The sequence below is a fragment of the Citrobacter sp. CtB7.12 genome, from assembly GCF_001297795.1.
Classification (GTDB): Bacteria; Pseudomonadota; Gammaproteobacteria; order Enterobacterales; family Enterobacteriaceae; genus Citrobacter_A; species Citrobacter_A amalonaticus.
This window is the reverse complement of sequence record NZ_LIFT01000007.1, coordinates 299,246-323,389: the sequence shown is the minus strand read 5'-3', so window position 1 is coordinate 323,389 and position 24,144 is coordinate 299,246. Positions and strand designations below refer to the sequence as shown.

The 24,144-nt window shown below is 54.5% G+C and carries 23 protein-coding genes; 13 read left to right on the top strand and 10 right to left on the bottom strand.

Going from position 1 to position 24,144, the window contains the following annotated elements:
* Positions 1-31: 31 nt before the first annotated feature.
* Together mlc and AOY24_RS11850 are read right to left on the bottom strand one after the other, a co-directional pair.
* Positions 32-1,252: a sugar metabolism global transcriptional regulator Mlc gene (gene mlc / locus AOY24_RS11855; protein ID WP_043000757.1), complete on the bottom strand. Its 1,221-nt coding sequence runs from the start codon at positions 1,250-1,252 to the stop codon at positions 32-34.
* A 128-nt stretch (positions 1,253-1,380) separates the two neighbouring features.
* Complete coding sequence (locus AOY24_RS11850) at positions 1,381-2,280, bottom strand: LysR family transcriptional regulator (RefSeq protein ID WP_044254605.1); 900 nt, start codon at positions 2,278-2,280, stop codon at positions 1,381-1,383.
* Between the two features lie 121 nt (positions 2,281-2,401).
* Here AOY24_RS11850 and AOY24_RS11845 point away from each other — a divergent pair, with 121 nt between their 5' ends.
* Complete coding sequence (locus AOY24_RS11845; RefSeq protein WP_043000759.1) at positions 2,402-3,655, top strand: MFS transporter; 1,254 nt, start codon at positions 2,402-2,404, stop codon at positions 3,653-3,655.
* Positions 3,656-3,708: 53 nt separating this feature from the next.
* Here the strand turns inward: AOY24_RS11845 and AOY24_RS25645 are convergent, their stop codons facing one another.
* The gene (locus tag AOY24_RS25645) at positions 3,709-3,801 is read right to left on the bottom strand and encodes a KPN_01571 family protein (RefSeq protein ID WP_224267594.1); all 93 of its coding nucleotides are present in this window, start codon (positions 3,799-3,801) and stop codon (positions 3,709-3,711) included.
* Between the two features lie 132 nt (positions 3,802-3,933).
* Here AOY24_RS25645 and AOY24_RS11840 point away from each other — a divergent pair, with 132 nt between their 5' ends.
* The 4 genes from AOY24_RS11840 (at position 3,934) to AOY24_RS11830 (ending at position 6,995) form a co-directional block, all read left to right on the top strand.
* On the top strand, positions 3,934-5,418 hold the full coding sequence (locus AOY24_RS11840; protein ID WP_054176679.1) for a carboxypeptidase M32: 1,485 nt from the start codon (positions 3,934-3,936) through the stop codon (positions 5,416-5,418).
* Positions 5,419-5,567: 149 nt separating this feature from the next.
* Positions 5,568-5,894: an acid resistance repetitive basic protein Asr gene (gene asr, locus AOY24_RS11835; RefSeq protein WP_043000761.1), complete on the top strand. Its 327-nt coding sequence runs from the start codon at positions 5,568-5,570 to the stop codon at positions 5,892-5,894.
* Positions 5,895-5,988: 94 nt separating this feature from the next.
* Positions 5,989-6,072, top strand: a complete 84-nt coding sequence (locus AOY24_RS24935; protein WP_099434124.1) for a hypothetical protein — start codon at positions 5,989-5,991, stop codon at positions 6,070-6,072.
* A gap of 101 nt (positions 6,073-6,173) precedes the next feature.
* On the top strand, positions 6,174-6,995 hold the full coding sequence (locus AOY24_RS11830; RefSeq protein ID WP_044254610.1) for a serine protease: 822 nt from the start codon (positions 6,174-6,176) through the stop codon (positions 6,993-6,995).
* A gap of 39 nt (positions 6,996-7,034) precedes the next feature.
* On the opposite strand, the gene mdtI is transcribed toward AOY24_RS11830, so the two are convergent.
* Both mdtI and mdtJ read right to left on the bottom strand, forming a co-directional pair.
* Positions 7,035-7,364 (bottom strand): multidrug/spermidine efflux SMR transporter subunit MdtI, encoded by a 330-nt coding sequence (gene mdtI, locus AOY24_RS11825; RefSeq protein WP_043000763.1) that lies wholly within the window; start codon positions 7,362-7,364, stop codon positions 7,035-7,037.
* On the bottom strand, positions 7,351-7,713 hold the full coding sequence (gene mdtJ, locus AOY24_RS11820; protein ID WP_043000764.1) for a multidrug/spermidine efflux SMR transporter subunit MdtJ: 363 nt from the start codon (positions 7,711-7,713) through the stop codon (positions 7,351-7,353). Before mdtJ ends, mdtI begins: the two co-directional genes overlap by 14 nt.
* Positions 7,714-8,130: 417 nt before the next feature.
* On the opposite strand from mdtJ, the gene AOY24_RS11815 reads away from it, so the two are divergent.
* Positions 8,131-9,165 (top strand): AI-2E family transporter, encoded by a 1,035-nt coding sequence (locus tag AOY24_RS11815; protein ID WP_044265334.1) that lies wholly within the window; start codon positions 8,131-8,133, stop codon positions 9,163-9,165.
* 48 nt (positions 9,166-9,213) lie between these two features.
* Here the strand turns inward: AOY24_RS11815 and pntB are convergent, their stop codons facing one another.
* Together pntB and pntA are read right to left on the bottom strand one after the other, a co-directional pair.
* Positions 9,214-10,602: a Re/Si-specific NAD(P)(+) transhydrogenase subunit beta gene (gene pntB, locus AOY24_RS11810; protein ID WP_043000766.1), complete on the bottom strand. Its 1,389-nt coding sequence runs from the start codon at positions 10,600-10,602 to the stop codon at positions 9,214-9,216.
* Between the two features lie 10 nt (positions 10,603-10,612).
* Complete coding sequence (gene pntA, locus AOY24_RS11805; RefSeq protein WP_044254616.1) at positions 10,613-12,142, bottom strand: Re/Si-specific NAD(P)(+) transhydrogenase subunit alpha; 1,530 nt, start codon at positions 12,140-12,142, stop codon at positions 10,613-10,615.
* 526 nt (positions 12,143-12,668) lie between these two features.
* On the opposite strand from pntA, the gene ydgH reads away from it, so the two are divergent.
* The 3 genes from ydgH to folM all read left to right on the top strand — a co-directional run bounded on the left by ydgH (position 12,669) and on the right by folM (position 15,963).
* On the top strand, positions 12,669-13,613 hold the full coding sequence (gene ydgH, locus AOY24_RS11800) for a DUF1471 family protein YdgH (RefSeq protein WP_043000768.1): 945 nt from the start codon (positions 12,669-12,671) through the stop codon (positions 13,611-13,613).
* A gap of 186 nt (positions 13,614-13,799) precedes the next feature.
* A complete protein-coding gene (locus tag AOY24_RS11795; protein ID WP_044265337.1) occupies positions 13,800-15,182 on the top strand; it encodes an amino acid permease in 1,383 nt (460 codons plus the stop codon).
* Between the two features lie 58 nt (positions 15,183-15,240).
* On the top strand, positions 15,241-15,963 hold the full coding sequence (folM, locus tag AOY24_RS11790; RefSeq protein ID WP_054176678.1) for a dihydromonapterin reductase: 723 nt from the start codon (positions 15,241-15,243) through the stop codon (positions 15,961-15,963).
* Here the strand turns inward: folM and AOY24_RS11785 are convergent.
* A complete protein-coding gene (locus tag AOY24_RS11785) occupies positions 15,960-16,295 on the bottom strand; it encodes a GlpM family protein (RefSeq protein ID WP_042319174.1) in 336 nt (111 codons plus the stop codon). The genes folM and AOY24_RS11785 overlap by 4 nt on opposite strands.
* Before the next feature lie 126 nt (positions 16,296-16,421).
* Here AOY24_RS11785 and rstA point away from each other — a divergent pair, with 126 nt between their 5' ends.
* The 3 genes from rstA (at position 16,422) to tus (ending at position 19,473) form a co-directional block, all read left to right on the top strand.
* Entirely contained in the window at positions 16,422-17,168 is a 747-nt protein-coding gene (rstA, locus tag AOY24_RS11780) for a two-component system response regulator RstA (protein WP_043000771.1), read from the top strand.
* Entirely contained in the window at positions 17,169-18,470 is a 1,302-nt protein-coding gene (rstB, locus tag AOY24_RS11775; RefSeq protein ID WP_054176677.1) for a two-component system sensor histidine kinase RstB, read from the top strand. It abuts the gene before it with no gap.
* Between the two features lie 73 nt (positions 18,471-18,543).
* The gene (gene tus / locus AOY24_RS11770; protein WP_054176676.1) at positions 18,544-19,473 is read left to right on the top strand and encodes a DNA replication terminus site-binding protein; all 930 of its coding nucleotides are present in this window, start codon (positions 18,544-18,546) and stop codon (positions 19,471-19,473) included.
* On the opposite strand, the gene fumC is transcribed toward tus, so the two are convergent.
* Together fumC and fumB are read right to left on the bottom strand one after the other, a co-directional pair.
* Positions 19,470-20,873: a class II fumarate hydratase gene (gene fumC / locus AOY24_RS11765; protein WP_054176675.1), complete on the bottom strand. Its 1,404-nt coding sequence runs from the start codon at positions 20,871-20,873 to the stop codon at positions 19,470-19,472. The genes tus and fumC overlap by 4 nt on opposite strands.
* A gap of 141 nt (positions 20,874-21,014) precedes the next feature.
* Positions 21,015-22,661, bottom strand: a complete 1,647-nt coding sequence (gene fumB / locus AOY24_RS11760; protein ID WP_044254633.1) for a class I fumarate hydratase — start codon at positions 22,659-22,661, stop codon at positions 21,015-21,017.
* A gap of 217 nt (positions 22,662-22,878) precedes the next feature.
* On the opposite strand from fumB, the gene manA reads away from it, so the two are divergent.
* Positions 22,879-24,054 carry a mannose-6-phosphate isomerase gene (gene manA, locus AOY24_RS11755; RefSeq protein WP_044254636.1) on the top strand — a complete coding sequence of 392 codons (1,176 nt, stop codon included), beginning with the start codon at positions 22,879-22,881 and terminating at the stop codon, positions 24,052-24,054.
* Positions 24,055-24,144: the final 90 nt, after the last annotated feature.

Here is a 24,144-nt window from a genome sequence, read left to right as displayed (position 1 = left end):
GCGCAATTTTTGGTAGAACAGTTAAAAAATGTTAACCCTGTAATAGACGAATCAACAAAGAACCATTATACATCGCGTCTTTTACCAGCGCGGCTCCCGCCATTGTCCCCTGATTAGAGAACTGTGTGCTCTCAACGACCATATTTTTGCTGTAGGCCGGTAGCGCCTGCTGGCGGATGCTGTCCGCAATCGCCGGAAACAACACGTCTGCAGCTTTACTGAGCGGCGATCCAATCAGTATTTTTTGCGGATTGAACAGATTGACCATAATGGCAAGGATACGGCCAACGTGGGTCCCCACACCGCTGATAATGTCTTTTGCCAGCAAGTCGCCCTGCAACGCCGCCTGACACAGCGAATCGACCGTCAACGGCTGGCCGTGAAGCGAAGAGCTCATGGATTGCGCCAGTCGCAGTTGCGCCAGCTCCAGCACACTTTCCACGCTGGCGATGGTTTCCAGACAGCCGTGGTTGCCGCAGTAGCAGCGTTTTCCGTAAGGATCGACCTGGGTGTGGCCAATCTCCACCAGGCTGCTGCTACCCGCATGCAGTAAATGACCGTCGGTAATCACCCCGGCGCCAACGTTATGATCGATGACCACCTGAATGACATCGCGCGCACCGCGGGACGCGCCAAACAGCGCCTCTGCCATCGTCCAGGCACTGATATCATGCTGAATGTAGACCGGCACGCCGGTGTGCTGCGCCAGCGTATCACCGAGCGGCATCTCTTTCACATCGGCATAAAACGGCATACGATGCACGATCCCATTCTCGGTATCGATAATGCCGGGTAAGGTAATGGCAATGGAAGTCAGACGTTCGAGCTTCTGCTGATGACGAATAAAAAACTGATCGACCAGCGTGACAATACGCGCCAGCAACGGCGTTTCATCGTTGAGCGGCAGTTCAAGACAGTCTTCTACGACCAGCTTGCTGCTGAGATCGCGCAGGGCGAGAAAGATTTCTCCACGACTGATGCGAAGGGACAGATAGTGCCAGGCTTCGGTTTCCACCACCAGCCCCACTGCCGGGCGTCCGCGACTCCCCGCTTCTTTAATTTCCAGTTCCTGGACCAGATGCGCTTCCAGCATTTCACGCACAATCTTCGTGATACTGGCGGGTGCCAGTTGCGCAAGACGCGAAAGATCAATACGCGATACCGGTCCCAGCTGATCAATCAGCCGATAAACGGCGCCCGCATTGGTCTGCTTTATTTGATCGATGTGCCCAGGCTGACTATCAGCAACCACCTCTGACTCCCTTTATTTTCGCGCTCCGAAATAATCTGTAGGCTATGGTGAAGCACTTCAATACACAACGTCAACTTTTTACTTAGCCGTGTGATTAACTGCACATTTTCAGCCGTTATTAAATTAATTTAAGCGTTCCTGACGGCCTGAATTAATTGCTGACGAAAGCGTAGCGCCGCCTGGCTTGGTTCATGATGCGCCGACCAGACCAGCCACATTTCCGAAACCGCATCGTCTTCCGCAATCGGTACCCAACACATCTCATTGAGCTGCACTTTTTTAAACGAGGCCGGAAGGATCGACACCCCTAATCCGGCAGCGACCAGCCCAATGATCGTCATCGCCTCACCGACCTCCTGGGTAATCACCGGCGTCAACTGGTAACGGCGCATCATGCCGAGAATATCGTCATAAAGACCCGTTCCGACGTGCGGGTCAAAGAAGACAAACGGCTCTTTCGCCAGTTCGGCCAGCGTCACCACCGGCTTTTGCGAAAGCGGGAAAACCCTGGGGATCATCGCCATCAGCGGTTCATGCAAAATCACCTCATGATGCAAGCTCTCTGGCAACGGGGTATTGCGCATCAGGCCCAGATCCAGCGCCCCTTCGCTCAACGGCGCCAGCTGTTCGCGGGTGTTCATCTCGCGGGTCTGCAAATGCATATCCGGGTATTTCTGGCGGAACAGCGACAGGGTATCCGACACCGCGCGGATAAACGGTGCCGACGAGGTAAAACCGATGCGCAACTCTCCGGCTTCCCCCTGATGCAGACGCTCCGCACGGGCGGCGGCATCATTGACCAACCCGAGGATCTGCCGACTGTCGGCGAGAAATTGCTTGCCAGCGGCGGTCAGGGCGACGCTACGGTTAGTTCGCGCGAGCAGGCGCGCGCCGACCTGCTGCTCAAGCATCTGTATTTGCTGGCTCAGCGGTGGCTGCGAAATGTTCAGTCGGGTTGCGGCGCGCCCAAAATGCAGTTCTTCCGCCACGGCAACAAAGTAACGAAGGTGACGCAGTTCAATATTCATATTTTAAACGTATTATTTGAGACTATTAATATATTAGACAGAATAATGAGATTTTCCTACTCTACTCAACAAGGTTATGCCCGTCCCCTCAAAACACGGGTTTGTTGCGCAAGGATTTCCAGTGAGTCGTACTACTACTGTCAATGACGCGACGGCGAGCGATATTGACGACCAACGCATTTCTCAGCCGGTTCAGTTTATTCAACGCGGTACTTCTGCCTTTATGCGCGTCACGCTGGCGCTCTTTTCTGCCGGACTGGCGACTTTCGCCCTGCTGTACTGCGTCCAGCCTATTCTGCCGGTGTTGTCCCATGAGTTTGGCGTATCTCCCGCCAGCAGCAGTATTTCACTGTCGATCTCCACCGGAATGTTAGCCGTTGGCCTGCTGTTTACCGGTCCGCTTTCGGATGCCATCGGGCGCAAGCCGGTGATGGTGACCGCGTTGCTGCTCGCCTCCTGCTGTACGTTGCTCTCGACAATGATGACCAGCTGGCATGGCATTCTGGTGATGCGCGCGCTGATCGGCCTTTCACTCAGCGGCGTGGCGGCGGTCGGGATGACCTATCTGAGTGAGGAGATTCACCCCAGTTTTGTCGCATTTTCAATGGGGTTGTACATCAGCGGCAACTCGATTGGCGGGATGAGCGGACGTCTGATTAGCGGCGTGTTTACCGATTTCTTTAGCTGGCGTATTGCGCTGGCTGCTATTGGCTGCTTTGCGCTGGCATCAGCCCTGATGTTCTGGAAAATACTGCCAGAATCACGCCACTTCCGGCCCACGTCGCTGCGCCCCAAAACGCTGTTTATTAATTTCCGGATCCACTGGCGCGACCAGGGACTGCCGCTGCTGTTTGCCGAAGGCTTTCTGTTGATGGGGTCGTTCGTCACCCTGTTTAACTACATCGGCTATCGTCTGATGCTTTCACCGTGGGAACTCAGTCAGGCTGTGGTCGGTTTGCTTTCCGTCGCCTATCTGACCGGAACCTGGAGTTCACCGAAAGCTGGTTCGATGACGGTACGTTACGGGCGCGGTCCGGTGATGCTCTTTTCCACCGTCGTGATGCTGTTCGGTTTGTTAATGACGTTGTTCAGTTCGCTGTGGCTGATTTTCGCCGGAATGCTGCTCTTTTCAGCCGGATTCTTTGGCGCGCATTCGGTGGCCAGTAGCTGGATTGGGCCGCGTGCGCGTCGCGCCAAAGGCCAGGCCTCTTCGCTGTATCTGTTCAGCTATTATCTGGGGTCCAGTATCGCCGGTACGCTCGGCGGTGTGTTCTGGCATAACTATGGCTGGAACGGCGTTGGGGGATTTATCGCGATTATGCTGGTACTGGCTATTCTGGTCGGCACACGACTGCATCACCGTCTTCACGTCTAGTCTGAAAGAAAAGCCCGGGCTCACCGGGCTTCTCGCCTCTCAACCAACAGTGGTTACCACATTCCTAAGATTGATGAAAAGCCCATCAATTCTCTGACGGCATCCAGTGCCAGAAGAGCAAAGACAACCCAGTGGAGTGGATTCATTTTGCTGTGTGTGTTTATTGTTATTGAACGGGTACGATGTTCCCGTTGGCTACTATAAAAAAGGCTATCGATAAACATAACTACCCATTATGGTGGGGGAACTCACCCCGCCTGTTACGTCGAAGAGGTTACATGGACAACAAAAACTATCAACAACTTACCCGCACCTTCCTGCGTCTCTCTCGCTTCTCGCACCTCTCTGCCATCGCCAGTTGGGATATGTTCGCCATGATGCCACCCGGCGGCAGTGCGGCGCGGGGTGAAGCGCTGGCGGAACTGAGCGTTCTGGAACATCAAATCCTGGCCGAACCGAAAGTGGCGCAATGGCTTGCCGCTGCCGCCCAGGAGGATCTCAATGATGTGGAACAGGCCAATCTGAGGGAAATGACGCGTCTGCATACCCAGGCCGCGTTGTTACCGGAGTCGTTGGTGGAGGACAAATCTCTCGCCGGCAGTCGCTGTGAGCACGCCTGGCGCAGTCAGCGTCCTGCCAACGACTGGCAGGGATTCTCTGCGAATTTAAAAGAAGTCGTGAAACTGAGCCGCGAAGAGGCCAGACTGCGCGCCGACGTGAAAGGTTGTTCTCCCTATGACGCGCTGCTGGACATTTACGAGCCGGACATGACCAGCGCGCAGCTGGACGGCCTGTTTGCCGATCTCAAATCGTGGCTGCCGGATCTGCTTAACCGCGTGGTTGCCCGCCAGTCGCCACAGTCGCTGATTGCCCCTGTTGGCCCCTTCCCGACTGCCGTTCAGCGCGAACTGGGACTGGAGACAATGTCTGTACTCGGTTTCGATTTTAACGCCGGTCGCCTCGACATCAGCGCACATCCCTTCTGCGGCGGCGTGCCGGAAGATGTGCGCATCACGACGCGCTATGACGAAAACGAATTACTCAGCGCCCTGTTTGGCGTGATCCACGAAACCGGCCACGCCCGCTATGAGCAAAACCTGCCGCGTAACTGGCTGGGTCAGCCCGTCGCCCTTGCCCGCTCCACCGCGATCCACGAATCCCAGAGTCTGTTTTTTGAAATGCAGGTAGGACGCAGCAATGCATTTTTAAGGCGGCTGCTACCTGCCGTGAAGCGTCATTTTGGCGATCAGGCTGCCTTTGAAGAGCAAAATTTCATTGCCTGGAACCAGCGAGTGAAACCCGGTTTTATCCGCGTGGATGCGGATGAAGTCAGCTACCCGGCGCACGTCATCCTGCGCTATGAGATTGAGCGCGCATTGATCAATGGCGATATTGAGGTGGACGACATTCCGGCGCTGTGGGACGAAAAAATGCAGACCTGGCTGGGCCTGTCAACAAAAGGGAACTATCGCGACGGCTGCATGCAGGACATTCACTGGACGGACGGCGGGTTTGGTTACTTCCCTTCTTACACGCTGGGCGCGATGTATGCCGCACAGTTGTTCAGCGCCGCGAATCGCGCATTGCCGGATCTTAGTCAGCAGATTGCAGGCGGCGATTTCAGCGCCTTGTTTGACTGGCTGCAACAGAACATCTGGCAGCACGGCAGTCGCTTTACCACGGCGCAGTTGATTACTCAGGCTACCGGAGAAGCATTGAGCAGCCGTCATTTCCGCGCCCATCTTGAATCTCGCTATCTGTAAATCCCCTCGCCGGGCCGCTGCGCCCGGCGTTGTACATATCGTTACACGCCGAAACCAATGACTCACGGAAGCGCACAGCATCCAGCGATATAGTGATTTCAACGGCCCCGCAGTGGGGTTGAATGAAAAACCAAATCGAGGGTATGAGAATGAAAAAAGTATTAGCTCTGGTTGTTGCCGCTGCTATGGGTCTGTCTTCTGCGGCGTTTGCGGCTGACACTACATCAACTGCACCGGCTGCAGCGCCTGCTGCAAAAGCGGCGCCGGCCAAAACCACACATCATAAAAAACATCACAAAGCGACTACCGAGAAAGCGCCAGAACAAAAAGCGCAGGCCGCGAAAAAACACGTGAAAAAAGCCAAAGCCACGACTGAGCAAAAGGCCCCTGAACAGAAAGCTCAAGCCGCTAAAAAGCACACCAAAAAACACAGCCAGAAACCGGCCGCTAAACCTGCCGCTCAACCGGCTGCTTAAATCCTGACTGTGTAAACTGGCGCGAACCCTTGCGCCATTCTTCAACGGCGCTGAACGCTTTCCCGGTTTAGCGCCGTCCTTTTCGGAGGGTAACATGGTGCGCCGTTATCGCTTTGAGTTCATCCTTATCACGCTTATTTTATGTGCGCTCATAGCCGCCCGCTTTTATCTTTCCTGATCGTAGTACTCTGATTTTTCTCTCACTTTTACGCCGTTACGTCTATAGTAATTACTGAGGGTTCTCTTTTAATAATCATAATTACCCACACAGAGTGTGATATGCGTAAAACCGTTACTGTATTACTGGGTTCGTTGTGCTTTTCATCGGGTATTGCGCATGCGGATAAGCCTGACGCGGATACCGGGACCAGTGAAATCAAAACGTTATTTTTTGGTCAGGACGATCGCGCGCCGGTAAGCGATCCTACTCAATCGCCGTGGGATGCCATCGGACAACTGGAAACCGCCAGCGGTAACCTCTGCACCGCGACGCTCATCTCCCCGCATCTGGCGCTCACTGCCGGACATTGCTTGTTAACGCCGCCAAAAGGGAAACCGGATAAAGCCGTCGTCCTGCGTTTTGTCTCGAAAAAAGGTCTCTGGCGTTATGAAATTCACGGTATTGAAGGCCGGGTGGATCCCGGTCTGGGAAAACGTCTGAAGCCCGATGGCGACGGCTGGATTGTGCCACCGGCAGCCGCGTCTTGGGACTTTGGTCTGATCGTTCTGCGCTATCCCCCTTCCGGCATCACGCCGTTACCGTTGTTTGAGGGCGATAAAGCGGCACTAACCGCCGCACTCAAAGAGGCCGGACGCAAGGTCACGCAGTCGGGGTATCCGGAAGATCATCTGGATACGCTCTATTCTCATCAGGATTGTATCGTCACCGGCTGGGCGCAAAGTTCGGTGTTATCTCACCAGTGCGACACGCTGCCGGGCGACAGCGGTTCACCGCTGATGCTGAAAACCGAGGCGGGCTGGCAGTTAATCGGCGTTCAGAGTTCCGCCCCGGCGGCGAAAGATCGCTGGCGCGCAGATAACCGGGCGATCTCGGTGACGGGATTTCGGGAAAAACTGGATGCGCTGGCCGGGGAACAATAAGGCGCATCGTGCTGCCCGCGAATCGCGGGCAGCGATACATCAGGCCAGTTTAATCATCACCATGCCAGCCAGCAGCAGCACAACGCCTATCCAGCCTTTATGATTCAGACGTTGCCCGAACAGTATCCATCCGGCAGCCAGCGTCGCGGCGATACCAAATCCCCCCCACAGCGCGTAGGCAACGGACAGGTCAATGCCCTTTACCGCCTGTGAAAGCGCACTGAAGGCGGCGAGTACCGCGACCAGCGAGAGAATGCCGTACAATTTCCGACGAAAGCCGTCAGAGAATTTTAAAAAGACGTTGGCGATAATTTCCAGCACGATCGCCATCCCTAACCAGGCGGCGTGAACCCATTCAAACTGTTGCATGGGTCACCTCTTTCGTTGACTGACGCGCCTTGCGGGTACCGGATTTGATCAACACGATCCCCACTACCAGCGTCGCCAGACCGGCAATTTTCATGACCGACAGCGGCTCATCAAATAACAACACGCTAAACAGCGTAATAAATAAAATACCGATCCCTTCCCACAATGCGTAAGCCACACCGAGGGCGATTTTTTTAACGGCAAAAGAGAGGAAAATATACGAGGCGGCGATCATCACCAGCATTAAAATAAACCCGCTGTTGTCATCGCTTACGCTTGCCCATTTCATCGACAATGTGCCGGTAATTTCAGCGGCAATCGCCAGACCTAATAAAATCCAGTAAAACATGGTGCTTCTCCTGCTTGAGAATATAATCCTGTGGGCTTGCACAACGCTGCAAACCAGAAAATAAAATCAGTTAGCCAGACGCGTAGCGTCAACTCGAACAGAAGAAGGGACTAAAGCGCGTTGCGCCAGTGCTGCTCACCTGCAAGCAGAAAAGAGGAGGAAGTGCGAAGAAGAATTTGTGTAGAAAAAAACGTCCTGAACATATTGTCCATAATATTACAATTATCCGCAGTGTTGCTTCTCGTCATCGCGGATGATAATTGTCCTCGGTAGTTGAACACGCCTGATTTGTATCATAGGCCAGGAATTAACTCAAAACCTTTTCACTTCTTTACCCGAATCGTTTGATTTTTCACAGGACGATTCGCCCACAATCACATTATTATACGCGGCAAGCAGAAAAATACAGGACGCTCCATGGCAAAACCAATCATCACGCTGAACGGTCTTAAGATCGTCATTATGCTGGGAATGCTGGTGATCATTCTTACCGGTATCCGCTTTGCGGCGGATATTATTGTGCCATTTATTCTGGCGTTATTTATTGCCGTCGTCCTCAGCCCGCTGGTACAGCGGATGGTGAAACTGCGCGTTCCGCGCGTGCTGGCGATATCCTTGCTGGTGATCATCATCGTCATGGCGATGGTGTTACTGCTGGCTTACCTCGGAACGTCCCTCAACGAACTGGCGCGCACCCTGCCCCAGTATCGTTCCTCACTGGTCATTCCGCTGAAAAACCTCGAGCCCTGGCTGGTCCGCTTAGGCATCGGCGTCTCAGTGGATGAGATGGTGAAGTATATTGACCCCAACGCGGCGATGACCCTGATCACCAATTTGCTGGCGCAATTAACCAATGCCATGTCATCGATATTTTTACTCCTGCTGACAGTGGTCTTTATGCTGCTGGAAGTGCCGCAACTCCCCACTAAATTCCAGCAGATTATGGTCCGTCCGGTCGAGGGGATGGCCGCCATTCAGCGCGCCATTGATAGCGTATCGCACTATCTGGTGCTGAAAACGGCAATCAGTCTGGTCACCGGACTGGTGGTCTGGGGCATGCTGTCGGCACTGGACGTTCGATTCGCCTTTATCTGGGGGTTGTTGGCCTTTGCACTCAACTACATCCCAAACATTGGTTCAGTGCTGGCAGCGATCCCGCCCATCATTCAGGTGTTGGCGTTTGGCGGCCTGTACGATGCGCTGGTGGTGCTGGCGGGCTATCTGATCATCAACCTGGTGTTCGGCAATATCCTTGAACCACGCATCATGGGACGCGGTCTGGGGCTCTCTACGCTGGTGGTGTTTCTGTCGTTGATCTTCTGGGGTTGGCTGCTGGGTCCGGTGGGGATGCTGCTTTCGGTACCGCTGACCATTATCGTCAAGATTGCGCTGGAACAATCCATTGGTGGGCAAAGTATTGCCATTCTGTTAGGCGATGCAAATAAAAAGTGACCGACGTAAAAACGGCCTCCGCAGAGGCCGTTTCAACAGAACAACGGATTACAGCGCTTTCAGAATCGCATCCACGCTGGCTTTGGCATCGCCAAACAGCATATGGGTGTTCTCTTTGAAGAACAGCGGGTTCTGCACACCGGCGTAGCCGGTATTCATCGAACGTTTGAAGACAATTACGTTCTGCGCTTTCCACACTTCCAGCACCGGCATCCCAGCGATAGGACTGTTTGGATCGTCCTGCGCCGCCGGGTTCACGGTATCATTCGCGCCAATAACCAACACGGTGTCGGTATCGGCGAAATCATCGTTGATCTCGTCCATTTCCAGCACGATGTCGTAAGGCACTTTCGCTTCCGCCAACAGTACGTTCATGTGACCAGGCAGACGACCTGCCACCGGGTGGATGCCGAAACGTACCTTGATACCGCGCGCGCGCAGCTTCTCGGTAATTTCCGCGACCGGATACTGTGCCTGCGCCACCGCCATGCCGTATCCCGGGGTGATGATCACCGTATGCGAGTTTTTCAGCATATCCGCAGTCTCTTCTGCGCTGATCTCACGGTGTTCGCCCACTTCTTCATCACCACTGGACGCTGTACCATCGGTGCCAAAGCCCCCTGCAATCACGCTGATGAACGAGCGGTTCATCGCCTTACACATGATGTAAGACAGAATCGCACCGGAAGAACCCACCAGCGCACCGGTCACGATCAGCAGATCGTTGCTCAGCATGAAGCCCGCCGCCGCTGCCGCCCAACCCGAATAGGAATTCAGCATGGAGACCACGACCGGCATATCCGCCCCGCCAATGGACGCCACCAGGTGCCAGCCAAACGCCAGCGCAATAATGGTCATCACCAGCAGTGCCAGGACCTGCAAGCCAACGCTTTCGGTACGGACAAAAACCACCAGCAGCAGGAAAGAGACCACCAGCGCCGCGAGGTTCATTTTGTGACGGTTCGGCAGCATCAGCGGTTTAGAAGAGATCTTGCCGCGCAGCTTACCAAATGCCACCACTGAACCGGTAAAGGTCACCGCACCGATAAAGATGCCAAGGAACACTTCGGTCAGGTGAATATTAACCAGAATCGGCTCAAGGCCCGCTTCGTGATACAGATAGCTGTTGAAGCCGACCAGTACCGCAGCCAGGCCGACGAAGCTGTGCAGAATCGCCACCAGTTCCGGCATTTCGGTCATTTCAACTTTCTTCGCCAGACGAATACCAATCGCGCCGCCGATGATCATTGCCACCAGGATCCAGGCAACGTTGCCGGTGTCCGGGCCAAAAATCGTGGCAATCAGCGCAATCGCCATCCCGGCGATACCGAAGTTGTTACCCTGCTGAGACGTTTCATGTTTTGAAAGTCCCGCCAGACTGAAAATAAACAGGATCGCGGCAACAATGTATGCAGCTGTAACTAATCCTCCAGACATGTGTTACCCCTTAGTTTTTCCGGAACATTTTCAGCATGCGCTGAGTCACGGTGAAGCCACCGAAAATATTGATGCTGGCAATCAGGACCGCGATGAAGCTCAGGAAGCTAACCCAGCCGCCCTGGCCAATCTGCAATAGCGCGCCAACCACGATGATCCCCGAAATGGCGTTGGTCACGGACATCAGCGGCGTATGCAGAGCATGAGAGACGTTCCAGACCACGTAGTAGCCCACCACGCAAGACAGTGCGAACACCGTAAAGTGACCGAGGAACTCTTTCGGCGCGACGTCTGCCAGCCAGCCGAACAGAATGATCACCAGCGCCATCAGCGCGTATTTACGCCACGGCGATGCCGGTTTTTCCGGCTCTTTTGCAGCCGGTGCGGCTTTCGCAGCGGCCTGCGGTTGAGCAGATACCTGAATCGGCGGCGCCGGCCAGGTAATTTCGCCGTCACGCACGACCGTGACGCCACGCACGACGACGTCGTCGAAATCAACGGTGATATTGCCGTCTTTCTCTTTGCACAGCAGTTTAAGCAGGTTAACAAGGTTGGTGCCGTACAGCTGTGAAGACTGTGTCGGCAGACGCCCTGGCAAGTCGGTATAACCGATCACCTTAACGCCGTTGGCCGTGGTTGTGACCTGATTGGCGACGGTGTATTCGCAGTTCCCGCCGTTTTGCGCCGCCAGATCGACAATCACGCTGCCCGCTTTCATGGAATCAACCATTTCGCGGGTGATCAGTTTCGGTGCTGGTTTACCCGGAATCAGCGCAGTGGTGACAATAATGTCGACCTCTTTTGCCTGCGCAGCAAACAGCGCCATTTCCGCTTTGATAAACGCTTCAGACATCACTTTGGCGTAACCGTCACCGCTTCCCGCTTCCTCTTTGAAATCCAGTTCGAGGAATTCAGCGCCCATACTCTGGACCTGTTCTTTCACTTCCGGACGGGTGTCAAAGGCACGCACAATCGCGCCCAGGCTGTTCGCAGCGCCTATGGCGGCCAGACCAGCAACACCGGCCCCGATCACCATCACTTTGGCTGGAGGGACTTTACCCGCAGCGGTGATCTGCCCGGTAAAGAAGCGGCCAAACTCGTGCGCGGCTTCCACAATCGCCCGATAACCGGCAATGTTTGCCATCGAGCTTAATGCATCCAGCGACTGCGCACGTGAAATACGCGGTACAGAATCCATTGCCATCACCGTCACATTACGCTCGGCGAGCTTTTGCATTAACTCTGGATTCTGCGCAGGCCAGATAAAGCTGACCAGCGTGGTGCCCGGATTGAGTAACGGAATTTCTGCATCTTCCGGTGCGTTAACCTTCAGAATGATCTCTGATTGCCAGACAGCGCTGCTATCGACAATTTCCGCGCCCGCTTCTACAAAAGCTTTATCGTCAAAACTCGCCAGTCCACCCGCGCCGCTCTCAACCGCGACGGTGAAACCCAACTTCAGCAGTTGCTCAACCGTTTTCGGCGTCGCTGCTACGCGGGTTTCATTGGTAAACCGTTCTTTTGGTATGCCAATTCGCATAATGTTCCCTTCCATCGGTATTTTTGATGATGGTTTGTCAGTTAACGTGGAATTGCGCAGGCAATTTCACGCAGGAGGTATAGGTTACCCCGGAAAAATAAAACAGTAACAAACTCTCTATAACGTACTAAAAATAGCGCTTGTGATCTAGCGCCAAAAAACAGTATTTGTCGGGTTATCAGCAAAACAGGAACGATTCAGCCTTCTGACCGGGATAATGACCTTCAATTCGTGGTGAAAGGCCCATAAATCGCTCATACGATGCGGCAAAACATGATTAAGCGCCACGGCAGATCAACTAATTAACATTAAATTAACTTATAAAATTCAGTACGTTCATCAGTTTTTACTGTGAAATGACCATTTTTTCGACATATCATAATTTGTTATCGACCTTGTGACCTCATCTGTTGTGTCGATTGAAAAATCACGCAGACAGTCACCGGGTTTAAATGCAATAATCAGCCACGTTTCTAGTCAATAACAATACCAGTACCTGGTTTGCGCAAGGCGAAGGATTATTTTTATGAAGCTTAAGAACACACTCCTGGCGTCCGCACTTCTTTCTGCGACGGCTTTTTCCGTAAACGCAGCAACAGAATTGACGCCGGAGCAAGCGGCAGCACTGAAACCTTACGACCGTGTCACGGTCACAGGCCGTTTTAATGCGATTGGCGATGCGGTGAAGGCCGTTAACCGCCGCGCAGATAAAGAAGGCGCCGCCTCATTTTATGTTGTCGATACATCTGATTTTGGTAACAGCGGTAACTGGCGTGTTGTTGCAGACTTCTACAAAGCCGACGCCGAGAAAGCGGAAGCCAGCAAGAACCGCGTGATCAATGGCGTGGTTGAATTGCCAAAATCAGAAGCCGTCATGCTGGAACCGTATGATACCGTTACGGTACAGGGTTTCTACCGCAGCCAGCCGGAAGTGAATGATGCCATCACCAAAGCGGCAAAAGAAAAAGACGCTTACGCCTTCTACATCGTGCGTCAGATCGATGCGAACCAGGGCGGTAACCAGCGCATTACAGCTTTTATCTATAAAAAAGATGCGAAGAAACGCGTGGTGCAGAGCCCTGACGCGATCCCGGCGGATTCCGATGCCGGTCGCGCAGCGTTAGCTGCCGGTGGCGAAGCGGCGAAAAACGTCGAAATTCCTGGCGTTGCAACTACCGCGTCGCCGAGTTCTGAAGTTGGACGTTTCTTCGAAACGCAATCCACGAAAGGTGGGCGTTACACTGTCACTCTTCCGGATGGCACCAAAGTTGAAGAGCTGAACAAAGCCACGGCGGCCATGATGGTGCCGTTCGACAGCATCAAGTTCACCGGCAACTACAGCAGCATGACTGAAGTCTCTTACCAGGTTGCCAAGCGTGCAGCGAAGCAAGGGGCTAAGTATTACCACATTACCCGCCAGTGGCAGGAACGTGGTAACAACATGACCATCAGCGCCGATCTGTATAAATAAGGCTCTCCGGTCATAAAATAAGGCGGCTTTATGCCGCCTTTCGCTTTATCAGGCACAAATTTTCCTCTGATCATTGCATGCAGTCTCTTCTCTCCGTAAAATCCCGCGCCTTAGTGGCTTTCACCATTTTTATGCGCTTTGCCACAATAATTATTCTCCATCGATCGTTTGTACCACGGGATAACCATGGAAAAGAAACTGGGACTGAGCGCTCTCACCGCGCTGGTTTTAAGCTCAATGCTTGGCGCAGGTGTTTTCAGTCTGCCGCAGAATATGGCCGCTGTCGCCAGCCCGTCGGCGTTACTTATTGGCTGGGCGATTACCGGGGCCGGGATATTGCTGCTGGCGTTTGCCATGCTAATCCTGACCCGTATCCGTCCCGAACTGGATGGCGGCATCTTCACCTATGCCCGCGAAGGTTTCGGTGAGCTGATCGGGTTCTGCTCGGCCTGGGGCTACTGGCTGTGCGCGGTGATTGCCAACGTCTCCTATCTGGTCATTGTCTTCTCTGCTCTCAGTTTCTTCACCGATACGCCGGAGTGGCGTCTGTTTGGCGACGGCAATACCTGGCAGGCGATCGTCGGTGCGTCGATTCTGCTGTGGGTGGTGCATTTTCTGGTGCTGCGCGGCGTACAAACGGCGGCCAGCATCAACCTGGTGGCAACGCTGGCGAAATTGCTGCCGCTCGGTCTGTTTATCCTGCTGGCCTTTATGGCGTTTAAGCTTGAGGTTTTCAGCCTCGACTTTACCGGCCTCGCGCTGGGTGTCCCGGTCTGGGAACAGGTTAAGAACACGATGCTCATCACGCTGTGGGTATTCATCGGTGTGGAAGGCGCGGTCGTCGTCTCGGCGCGGGCGCGTAACAAACATGATGTCGGTCGCGCCACGCTGTTAGCGGTGCTCTCTGCGCTTGCCGTTTATCTGCTGGTCACTCTGCTCTCGCTTGGCGTAGTTGCCCGCCCGGAACTGGCGGAGATCCGTAACCCGTCAATGGCAGGTCTGATGGTCAAAATGATGGGGCCGTGGGGTGAGATTATCATTGCGGCGGGTCTGATTGTCTCCGTTTGTGGAGCCTATCTGAGCTGGACGATTATGGCGGCGGAAGTCCCGTTCCTTGCCTCAACGCATAAAGCCTTCCCGCGGATTTTCGCCCGTCAAAATGCGCAAGGCGCGCCATCGGCTTCACTGTGGCTCACCAACCTCTGCGTTCAGGTCTGTCTGGTGCTTATCTGGCTAACCGGTTCGGATTACAACACGCTGCTGACCATCGCCTCAGAGATGATTCTGGTCCCCTATTTCCTCGTCGGCGCCTTCCTGCTGAAAATCGCCACCCGTCCGCTTCATCAGGCGGTAGGTGTCGGTGCATGCATTTATGGCTTATGGTTATTGTATGCTTCCGGGCCGATGCACCTGCTGCTCTCCGTGGTGCTTTATGCTCCAGGTCTGCTGGTGTTCCTGTATGCTCGTAAGACGCATACGCATGATAACGTTTTGAACCGACAGGAAATGGTTCTGATTGGTCTGTTGCTGGTTGCCGCCGTACCGGCGACCTGGCTGCTGGTGGGGTAAACGCATCCCATCGTTTGACGCTAATAGCCTGATTCGCAGGCGCATAAGGAGTTTTTCGATGGGAACCCAACACCCTCTGCCCATTTTAGTGACCGGTGGTGGCCGCCGTATCGGCCTCGCCATTGCCTGGCACTTTATCAACCAGAAACAGCCGGTGATCGTCAGTTACCGTACGCATTATCCGGCGATTGACGGGCTGACCAAAGCGGGCGCCCTGTGCATTCAGGCTGATTTCTCCACCAATGAAGGCATTCTGGCCTTCGCCGATACGGTAAAAGAACGCGCCAGCGGTCTGCGCGCCATCGTCCACAATGCCAGCGCATGGATGGCAGAGAAGCCGGGAACACCGCTCTCTGATGTCCTGGCCTGTATGATGCAAATCCACGTCAATGCCCCCTATCTGCTTAACCATGCGCTCGAAGGCATGCTACGCGGGCATGGTCACGCCGCCGCTGACATCATTCACTTTACCGACTACGTTGTGGAGAAAGGCAGTGACAAGCATATCGCTTATGCCGCCAGTAAAGCGGCGCTGGATAATATGACCCGTTCATTTGCCCGCAAGCTCGCGCCAGAGGTGAAGGTCAACGCCATAGCCCCTTCGCTGATCCTGTTTAACGAGGGGGATGACGCCGAGTACCGCCAGCAGGCGCTAAACAAATCGCTGATGAAAACGGCTCCGGGGGAAAAGGAGGTGATCGATTTAATCGATTATCTTCTAACCAGTTGTTTTGTGACGGGTCGTAGCTTCGCCGTAGACGGTGGCCGTCATCTGCGTTAGTGCAGTTTGACCCAGCAAAAGATCAGCAGCCAGGCGCTCAGGCACCAGCAGATCACTGCCCCGCCCAGCGCCACTGGCAGCTTCAGAAAACCGGTGAAATACCACAGCGAAACGAGATAGACAAAATAGGGAATAATCGACCACATGCTGAAGACAATGGTCGTTCTTAGCGCGTCAATGCCCCGCTCGCTGGCCACGATATAATGGGCAATCAGCGCGAATGTCGGGAACAGCGGGATGAGCCCTGCAATGTAGTAATTCTTCGTTTTTGCCAGCAACCCAATCAACACCACAACCAGCGCACCCAGCGCGGCTTTAATCACGAGTCCCATTACCTTGCCTTTACACATCAATAACATCAGCAACCAGCATAACGGAAGCATCACCGTTTAGGAAAGATTAATGGAAGGTAACGCCCCGGCGGTGTATGTTGACGTTTTTGATCGGCAATCAAGACGATGAACACGATTGTATTTGTTGAAGACGATCCTGAGGTCGGCGCGCTCATTGCGGCCTATCTGGCTAAACACGATTTCGATGTGATTGTCGAGCCGCGTGGCGATCTGGCTGAAGCGCGGATCCTCCAGGTTCAGCCGGACCTGGTATTGCTGGATATTATGCTCCCCGGTAAAGACGGCATGACCCTCTGTCGTGACCTGCAAGGGCAATGGCAGGGCCCGATCGTCCTCCTCACTTCGCTGGACAGCGACATGAACCACATCCTGGCGCTGGAAATGGGCGCCTGCGATTACATCCTGAAGACCACGCCACCAGCGGTCTTGCTGGCCCGTCTGCGGCTGCATCTGCGACAGAGCGATCAGTCAGGCCATAGCAAAGGGATTCAGCCTGCCGCCGTCACGCCGCATAAAACGCTGCGCTTTGGTTCCCTGACTATCGACCCCATCAACCGTGTCGTTTTGCTCAGTGGTGAACAGGTTATACTTTCCACCGCGGATTTCGAGCTGCTATGGGAACTCGCCACGCACGCCGGTCAGATTATGGACCGCGATGCACTGCTGAAAAATCTGCGCGGTGTAAGCTACGACGGCATGGATCGCAGCGTCGATGTCGCCATTTCGCGTCTGCGTAAGAAACTGCTCGATAATGCGGCTGAACCCTATCGTATTAAAACGGTACGCAATAAAGGCTATCTGTTTGCCCCGCACGCCTGGGATGATGTGCCATCACGGCATTCGGGGATGTAAATGAAGAAACTGTTCGTGCAGTTTTATCTCCTGCTGTTTGTCTGCTTTCTGGTGATGACCCTGCTGGTCGGGCTGGTGTATAAATTCACCGCAGAGCGGGCTGGCAGGCAGTCGCTCGATGACCTGATGAAAAGCTCGCTGTATCTGATGCGCAGCGAGTTACGCGAGATCCCGCCGCGCGACTGGGGTAAAACGCTCAAAGAGATGGACCTCAATCTCTCTTTTGACCTGCGCGTTGAGCCACTGACAAAATTCACGCTGGATGATCAGAGTATGCAGCGTCTGCGTGAAGGCGACATCATTGCACTCGACGATCAGTACACCTTCATTCAGCGCATTCCGCGCAGTCATTACGTGCTGGCCGTGGGTCCCGTACCCTATCTCTATTTTCTCCATCAGATGCGCCTGCTGGATATCGCGCTGATGGCGTTTATCGCCATCTCACTGGCTTTTCCGGTATTTATCTGGATGCGTCCTCACTGGCAGGAAATGCTGCGACTGGAAGCCGCCGCCCAGCGGTTCGGTAAAGGTCATCTCAGTGAACGACTGCATTTTGACAGCGGCTCCAGTTTTGAACGGCTGGGCATTGCTTTTAATCAGATGGCGGACAATATCAATGCGTTGATTGCCAGTAAAAAACAGCTGATCGACGGGATTGCCCATGAATTGCGCACCCCGCTGGTTCGCCTGCGCTACCGACTGGAGATGAGTGAAAATCTCACGGAACAAGAATCTCTGGCGCTCAATCGCGATATCGGACAGCTCGAAGCCTTAATTGAGGAGCTGTTAACTTACGCCCGCCTCGACAGGCCGCAGAATGAACTGCATCTTAGCGAGCCGGACCTCCCGGCCTGGCTCACAGCGCATATTGATGATGTGCAAAGCGTGTATCCTGATCGAACATTGCAGGTTCCGCATCTCGCCCGGGGCAACTACGGTGCGCTGGATATGCGACTGATGGAGCGCGTGCTGGATAATCTGCTGAACAACGCGCTGCGCTACTGCCAGTCCACGGTGCAGATAAGCCTGCAGCTCAGCGATCGTTTCGCCACGCTGACCGTCGACGATGACGGGCCGGGCATTGCCCCGGAAGCCAGGGAGACTGTTTTTGAGCCTTTTGTCCGTCTGGATCCGAGTCGGGACCGCGCCACCGGCGGGTGCGGCCTGGGTCTGGCGATTGTCTATTCCATCGCCCAGGCGATGGGTGGCACGGTGAGCTGCGGGGAAAGTGAACTGGGTGGCGCTCGCTTCAGCTTTTGTTGGCCGATCTGGCACACACTTCCGGAATTAACCGCTGGCTGACGCTATTCGCACGGTAGTCGCAGGCGAGATAACGTGCTATATATAGAGTATGTTGTAACTAATGAGGTGCGCAATGGCCCGTTACGATCTTGTCGACAGACTGAACACCACATTTCGCCAGATGGAGCAGACGCTGGCTGAACTAACGCAAGCGCTCGGAGAACATCATCTGATGATTGCCCGTGTCTTTTCGCTGCCGGAGGTGACCAAAGAGGCCGAGCACGCCCCGCTGGATACCATTGCGGTGAAGCAGCATCTGAGTAAAGAGGCCGAAGCGTTGGCGCTGGCGCACTATCGCCACCTGTTTATTCAGCAGCAGTCCGAAACCCGTAGCAGTAAAGCGGCGGTGCGTCTGCCGGGCGTGCTGTGCTATCAGGTGGGTAGTGCCAGCCAGGCGGCGCTGGAAAATCAGGTACAGCGCATCAATCAGTTGAAAACCACTTTTGAGCATATTGTCACCGTGGAGTCCGGTTTGCCGTCTGCGGCGCGCTTTGAATGGGTCCATCGCCATCTGCCGGGGCTGATTACGCTCAATGCCTATCGGACGCTGACGGTGATAAACGATCCGGCGACGTTGCGTTTTGGCTGGGCGAATAAACATATCATCAAGAATTTGCAACGCGATGAGGTACTGGCGCAACTGGAAAAGAGTCTGAATACGCCGCGCAGCGTACATCCCTGGACCCGCGAGGAGTGGCAGGCAAAACTGGAGCGTGAATATCAGGATATCGCCGCCCTGCCACAACAGGCAAAACTCAAAATTAAGCGTCCGGTCAAAGTCCAGCCCATTGCCCGGGTCTGGTACAAAGGCGAGCAAAAGCAGGTACAGCATGCCTGCCCTACGCCGCTTATCGCGTTGATCAATACGGAAAACGGCGCAGGTATGCCGGATATTGGCGAGCTACTGAACTACGATGCCGAAAACATACAGCATCGCTTTAAACCGCAGGCACAGCCGCTGCGTCTGATAATTCCGCGGCTGCACCTCTATGTGGCGGATTAACGACCTGGTTTCATACTGCCGACCATCTGCTCTGGCCGCACCCAGCTGTCAAACTCCACTTCGGTGAGATAGCCCAGCGCCAGAGCCGCAGCTTTCAGCGTCAGCCCCTCTTTATGTGCTTTCTTGGCGATTTCCGCCGCGTTGTCGTAGCCGATATGGGTATTCAACGCGGTGACAAGCATCAGTGATTCATTGAGCAACTGATTAATCCGCTCACGATTGGGTTCGATACCGACCGCACAATGCTCGTTGAAACTTTCCATACCGTCCGCCAGCAGACGCACCGATTGCAGGAAGTTGTGGATCACCATCGGACGGAAGACGTTCAGTTCGAAGTTACCTGATGCGCCGCCGATGTTAATCGCCACATCGTTCCCCATCACCTGACAACACAGCATCGTCAGCGCCTCACACTGGGTCGGGTTAACCTTGCCCGGCATGATCGAGCTGCCCGGTTCATTTTCCGGGATGGCGATTTCGCCAATGCCACAGCGTGGCCCCGACGCCAGCCAACGCACATCGTTGGCGATTTTCATTAGCGACGCCGCCAGCCCTTTCAGCGCGCCGTGAGCATGAACCAGCGCATCACAGGTCGCCAGCGCTTCGAACTTGTTCGGCGCGGTGACAAAGGGAGCCTGGGTGATGGCCGCCAGTTCGTCGGCGACGCGACGGGCATATTCCGGATGCGTATTCAGCCCGGTGCCGACCGCTGTGCCGCCCAACGCCAGTTCCGCCACGTGCGGCAGACTGTTTTCAATGTGCCGCAGGTTATGTTCTAACATCGCCACCCAGCCAGAAATCTCCTGTCCCAGCGTCAGCGGCGTGGCGTCCTGGAGATGAGTACGGCCAATTTTGACAATATCGGCGAAAGCGTCTGATTTCTCGTTCAGCGTCTTCATCAACACCTGCAACTGCGGAACCAGATGATTGCGCAACGCCAGCAGCGCAGCCACATGCATTGCCGTCGGGAAGACGTCGTTCGAACTCTGGCTCTTGTTGACGTCATCATTTGGATGGACTTTGCGCTCCATGCCGCGAACGCCGCCCAACAACTCACTGGCCCGGTTTGCCAGCACTTCGTTCATATTCATGTTGCTTTGCGTACCCGACCCGGTCTGCCAGATAGCCAGAGGGAATTCTTCCGCGTGTTTATCTGCCAGCACCTCATCCGCGGCCTGCATAATGGCGGCAGCTTTGTCGGCGGCCAGCAACCCTAAATCGTCGTTAACCTTTGCCGCTGCGCGCTTGGTGAGCGCCAGCGCGTGGATCAGCGAGACGGGCATTTTCTCGGTGGAGATCCGAAAATGCTCAAGTGAACGTTGGGTTTGTGCCCCCCACAGTTTATCTGCCGGGACATCAATCGCGCCCATCGAATCTTTCTCGCTGCGTACCGTTACCATGACCTGCTCCTTAGATAATGAATTGATTAGGTTATGTTCGACATTGCCCACATGCTTGCGGTCTTATGAGTATCAACGATGACAGCACCACCGTTTGGTGGTTTGTGCGATAAAAAAAACCGCCCCGAAGGGCGGCTGACGTTACTTAACGCAGCGTGCGCACTGCGACGTCTGAATCTGCTGGAAGAAGTCGTTTCCTTTATCGTCAACGAGAATAAAGGCCGGGAAATCTTCGACTTCGATTTTCCAGATCGCTTCCATTCCCAGTTCCGGATACTCCACGCACTCCAGGCTCTTGATGCTGCCCTGCGCCAGTACGGCCGCCGGACCACCAATGCTGCCGAGGTAGAATCCGCCGTGTTTTTGACAGGCGTCAGTCACCTGCTGACTGCGGTTACCCTTCGCCAGCATGATCATACTCCCGCCCTGCGACTGAAGCTGATCAACATACGAATCCATACGCCCGGCGGTGGTCGGACCGAGTGAACCGGAGGCATAGCCTTCTGGCGTCTTCGCCGGACCGGCGTAGTAAATCGGGTGATCTTTTACATATTGCGGCAGCCCTTCGCCATTATCCATCCGCTCTTTTAATTTAGCGTGCGCGATATCACGAGCAACGATGATCGTGCCGTTCAGGGAAAGACGTGTCGACACCGGGTATTGCGACAGCTGTTCGAGGATCGCTTTCATTGGACGATTCAGGTCAACGCGAACCGCTTCCCCTTCGCCCGCTTTACGCAGTTCTTCAGGAATGTATTTACCCGGATTGTGCTCCAGCTTCTCGATCCAGATGCCTTTACGGTTGATCTTCGCTTTGATGTTACGATCTGCCGAGCAGGAGACGCCCATCCCGACCGGACAGGATGCGCCGTGGCGCGGCAGACGGATCACGCGAATATCGTGGGCAAAGTATTTGCCGCCAAACTGCGCGCCTAAACCAAGGTTTTGCGCCTCCGTCAGCAGTTCATTTTCCAGCTCGACGTCACGGAACGCCTGACCATGTTCATTCCCTTCGGTCGGCAGTTCGTCATAGTATTTCGCCGACGCCAGCTTCACGGTTTTCAGGTTCGCCTCTGCCGACGTCCCACCGATCACAAAGGCGATGTGGTATGGCGGACATGCTGCGGTTCCCAGCGTCCGCATCTTCTCAACCAGGTAGTTTTTCAGTTTGCCCGGCGTGAGCAGCGCTTTGGTTTCCTGATAGAGATAAGTCTTGTTCGCGGAGCCGCCGCCCTTCGCGATGCAAAGGAATTTGTATTCATCGCCATCGACGCTGTAGAGGTCAATCTGCGCTGGCAGGTTGGTGCCGGTGTTCACCTCTTTATACATATCCAGCGCGGCGTTTTGCGAGTAGCGCAGGTTATCTTCGATGTAGGTGTTGTATACCCCACGCGCCAGTGCCGCCTCATCACCACCACCGGTCCAGACGCGCTGGCCTTTTTTGCCGACAATAATCGCCGTGCCGGTATCCTGGCAGGTTGGCAAAATACCCTTCGCTGCGATGTCAGAGTTGCGCAGGAACTGCAGCGCCACATATTTGTCGTTTTCGCTGGCGTCCGGGTCGCGCAGAATATCAGCAACCTGTTGTTGGTGTGCGGGGCGCAGCATAAATGAGGCGTCATGGAAGGCCTGGCGCGCGAGCAGTGTTAACGCTTCCGGATCGACTTTAAGGATCTCTTGTCCTTCAAATTCGGCGACGGAGACGTATTCACTGGTCAGCAGGGTGTATTCGGTATCATCCTTTTTAAGGGGAAAAGGATCCTGATAATGAAAGGGTTTGTTTGACATTGTTCTCTCACTTACTGCTCGGTCTGATTTTCTTAGGCTTCAGGGCAGATATTCCATTGCCCTCGTTAAAAGCGAGTTACACTATCCTACACAATTTTTTAACAAAAACTGAGACAAGTACGACTTTTTGCGCCCACAGGTTACTTCCCACAGGTTTCTTGCTTTAATAGTCGAATTAAGTTCCCACTGATTTCCAACTTGCAACAGGGCATTGAACATGCAAAAACTCATCAACTCCGTGCAGAACTACGCCTGGGGAAGTAAAACGGCGCTGACGGAACTCTATGGTCTGGCGAATCCGCAGCAGTTACCTATGGCAGAGCTGTGGATGGGCGCCCACCCGAAAAGCAGTTCGAAAATTGAAGATGCCAACGGTCAGGTCGTCTCGCTGCGTGATGTGATTGACGGCAATCAATCCGCGCTGCTGGGTGATGCCGTGGCAGAGCGCTTCGGCGAATTGCCGTTCCTGTTCAAAGTGCTGTGCGCCGCGCAGCCGCTGTCCATCCAGGTGCATCCGAACAAGCGCAATTCTGAAATTGGCTTCGCTAAAGAGAACGCCGCCGGTATCCCGATGGATGCCGCAGAGCGCAACTACAAAGATCCCAATCACAAGCCGGAGCTGGTCTTCGCGCTGACCCCGTTCCTTGCCATGAACGCGTTTCGCGAGTTCTCTGAAATCGTTTCGCTGCTGCAACCGGTGGCTGGCGCACACACTGCCATCGCTCATTTTCTCGAACAGCCCAACGCCGAGCGGCTGAGCCAGTTGTTTGCCGCTCTGTTAAGTATGCAGGGTGAGGAGAAATCCCGTGCGCTGGCGATTCTGAAAGCGGCGCTGGAAACCCAGCAAGGCGAGCCGTGGCAGACCATCCGTCTTATCGCGGAGTTTTACCCGGACGACAGCGGCCTCTTCTCACCTCTGCTACTGAACGTGGTGAAGCTCAATCCAGGTGAAGCGATGTTCCTGTTCGCCGAAACGCCGCATGCCTATCTGCAAGGTGTGGCGCTGGAAGTGATGGCCAACTCCGATAACGTGCTGCGCGCGGGTCTGACGCCGAAATACATCGACATTCCGGAACTGGTTGCCAATGTGAAGTTTGAAGCAAAACCGGCGAACCAGTTGTTGACCACGCCGGTGAAACATGGCGCGGAACTTGATTTCCCGATCCCGGTTAATGATTTCGCGTTCTCCCTGCACGACCTGTCTGCGCAAGAAACCGCGATTGACCAGCAAAGCGCCGCGATACTCTTCTGCGTTGAGGGCGAAGCTATCCTGCGCAAAGGCGAGCAGCGCCTGGTGCTGAAACCGGGAGAATCGGCATTTATCAGCGCCGAAGAGTCGCCGGTGAGCGTCAGCGGCGTGGGCCGTGTGGCGCGGGTTTACAACAAACTCTAGCAACTTACTGAATTTTGTAGTTACTCTTGCTAAGCTTGTAATCGGCTTATGACTTTGCCAGGCGGTCTCTACCGCCTGGTTTCATTTTAT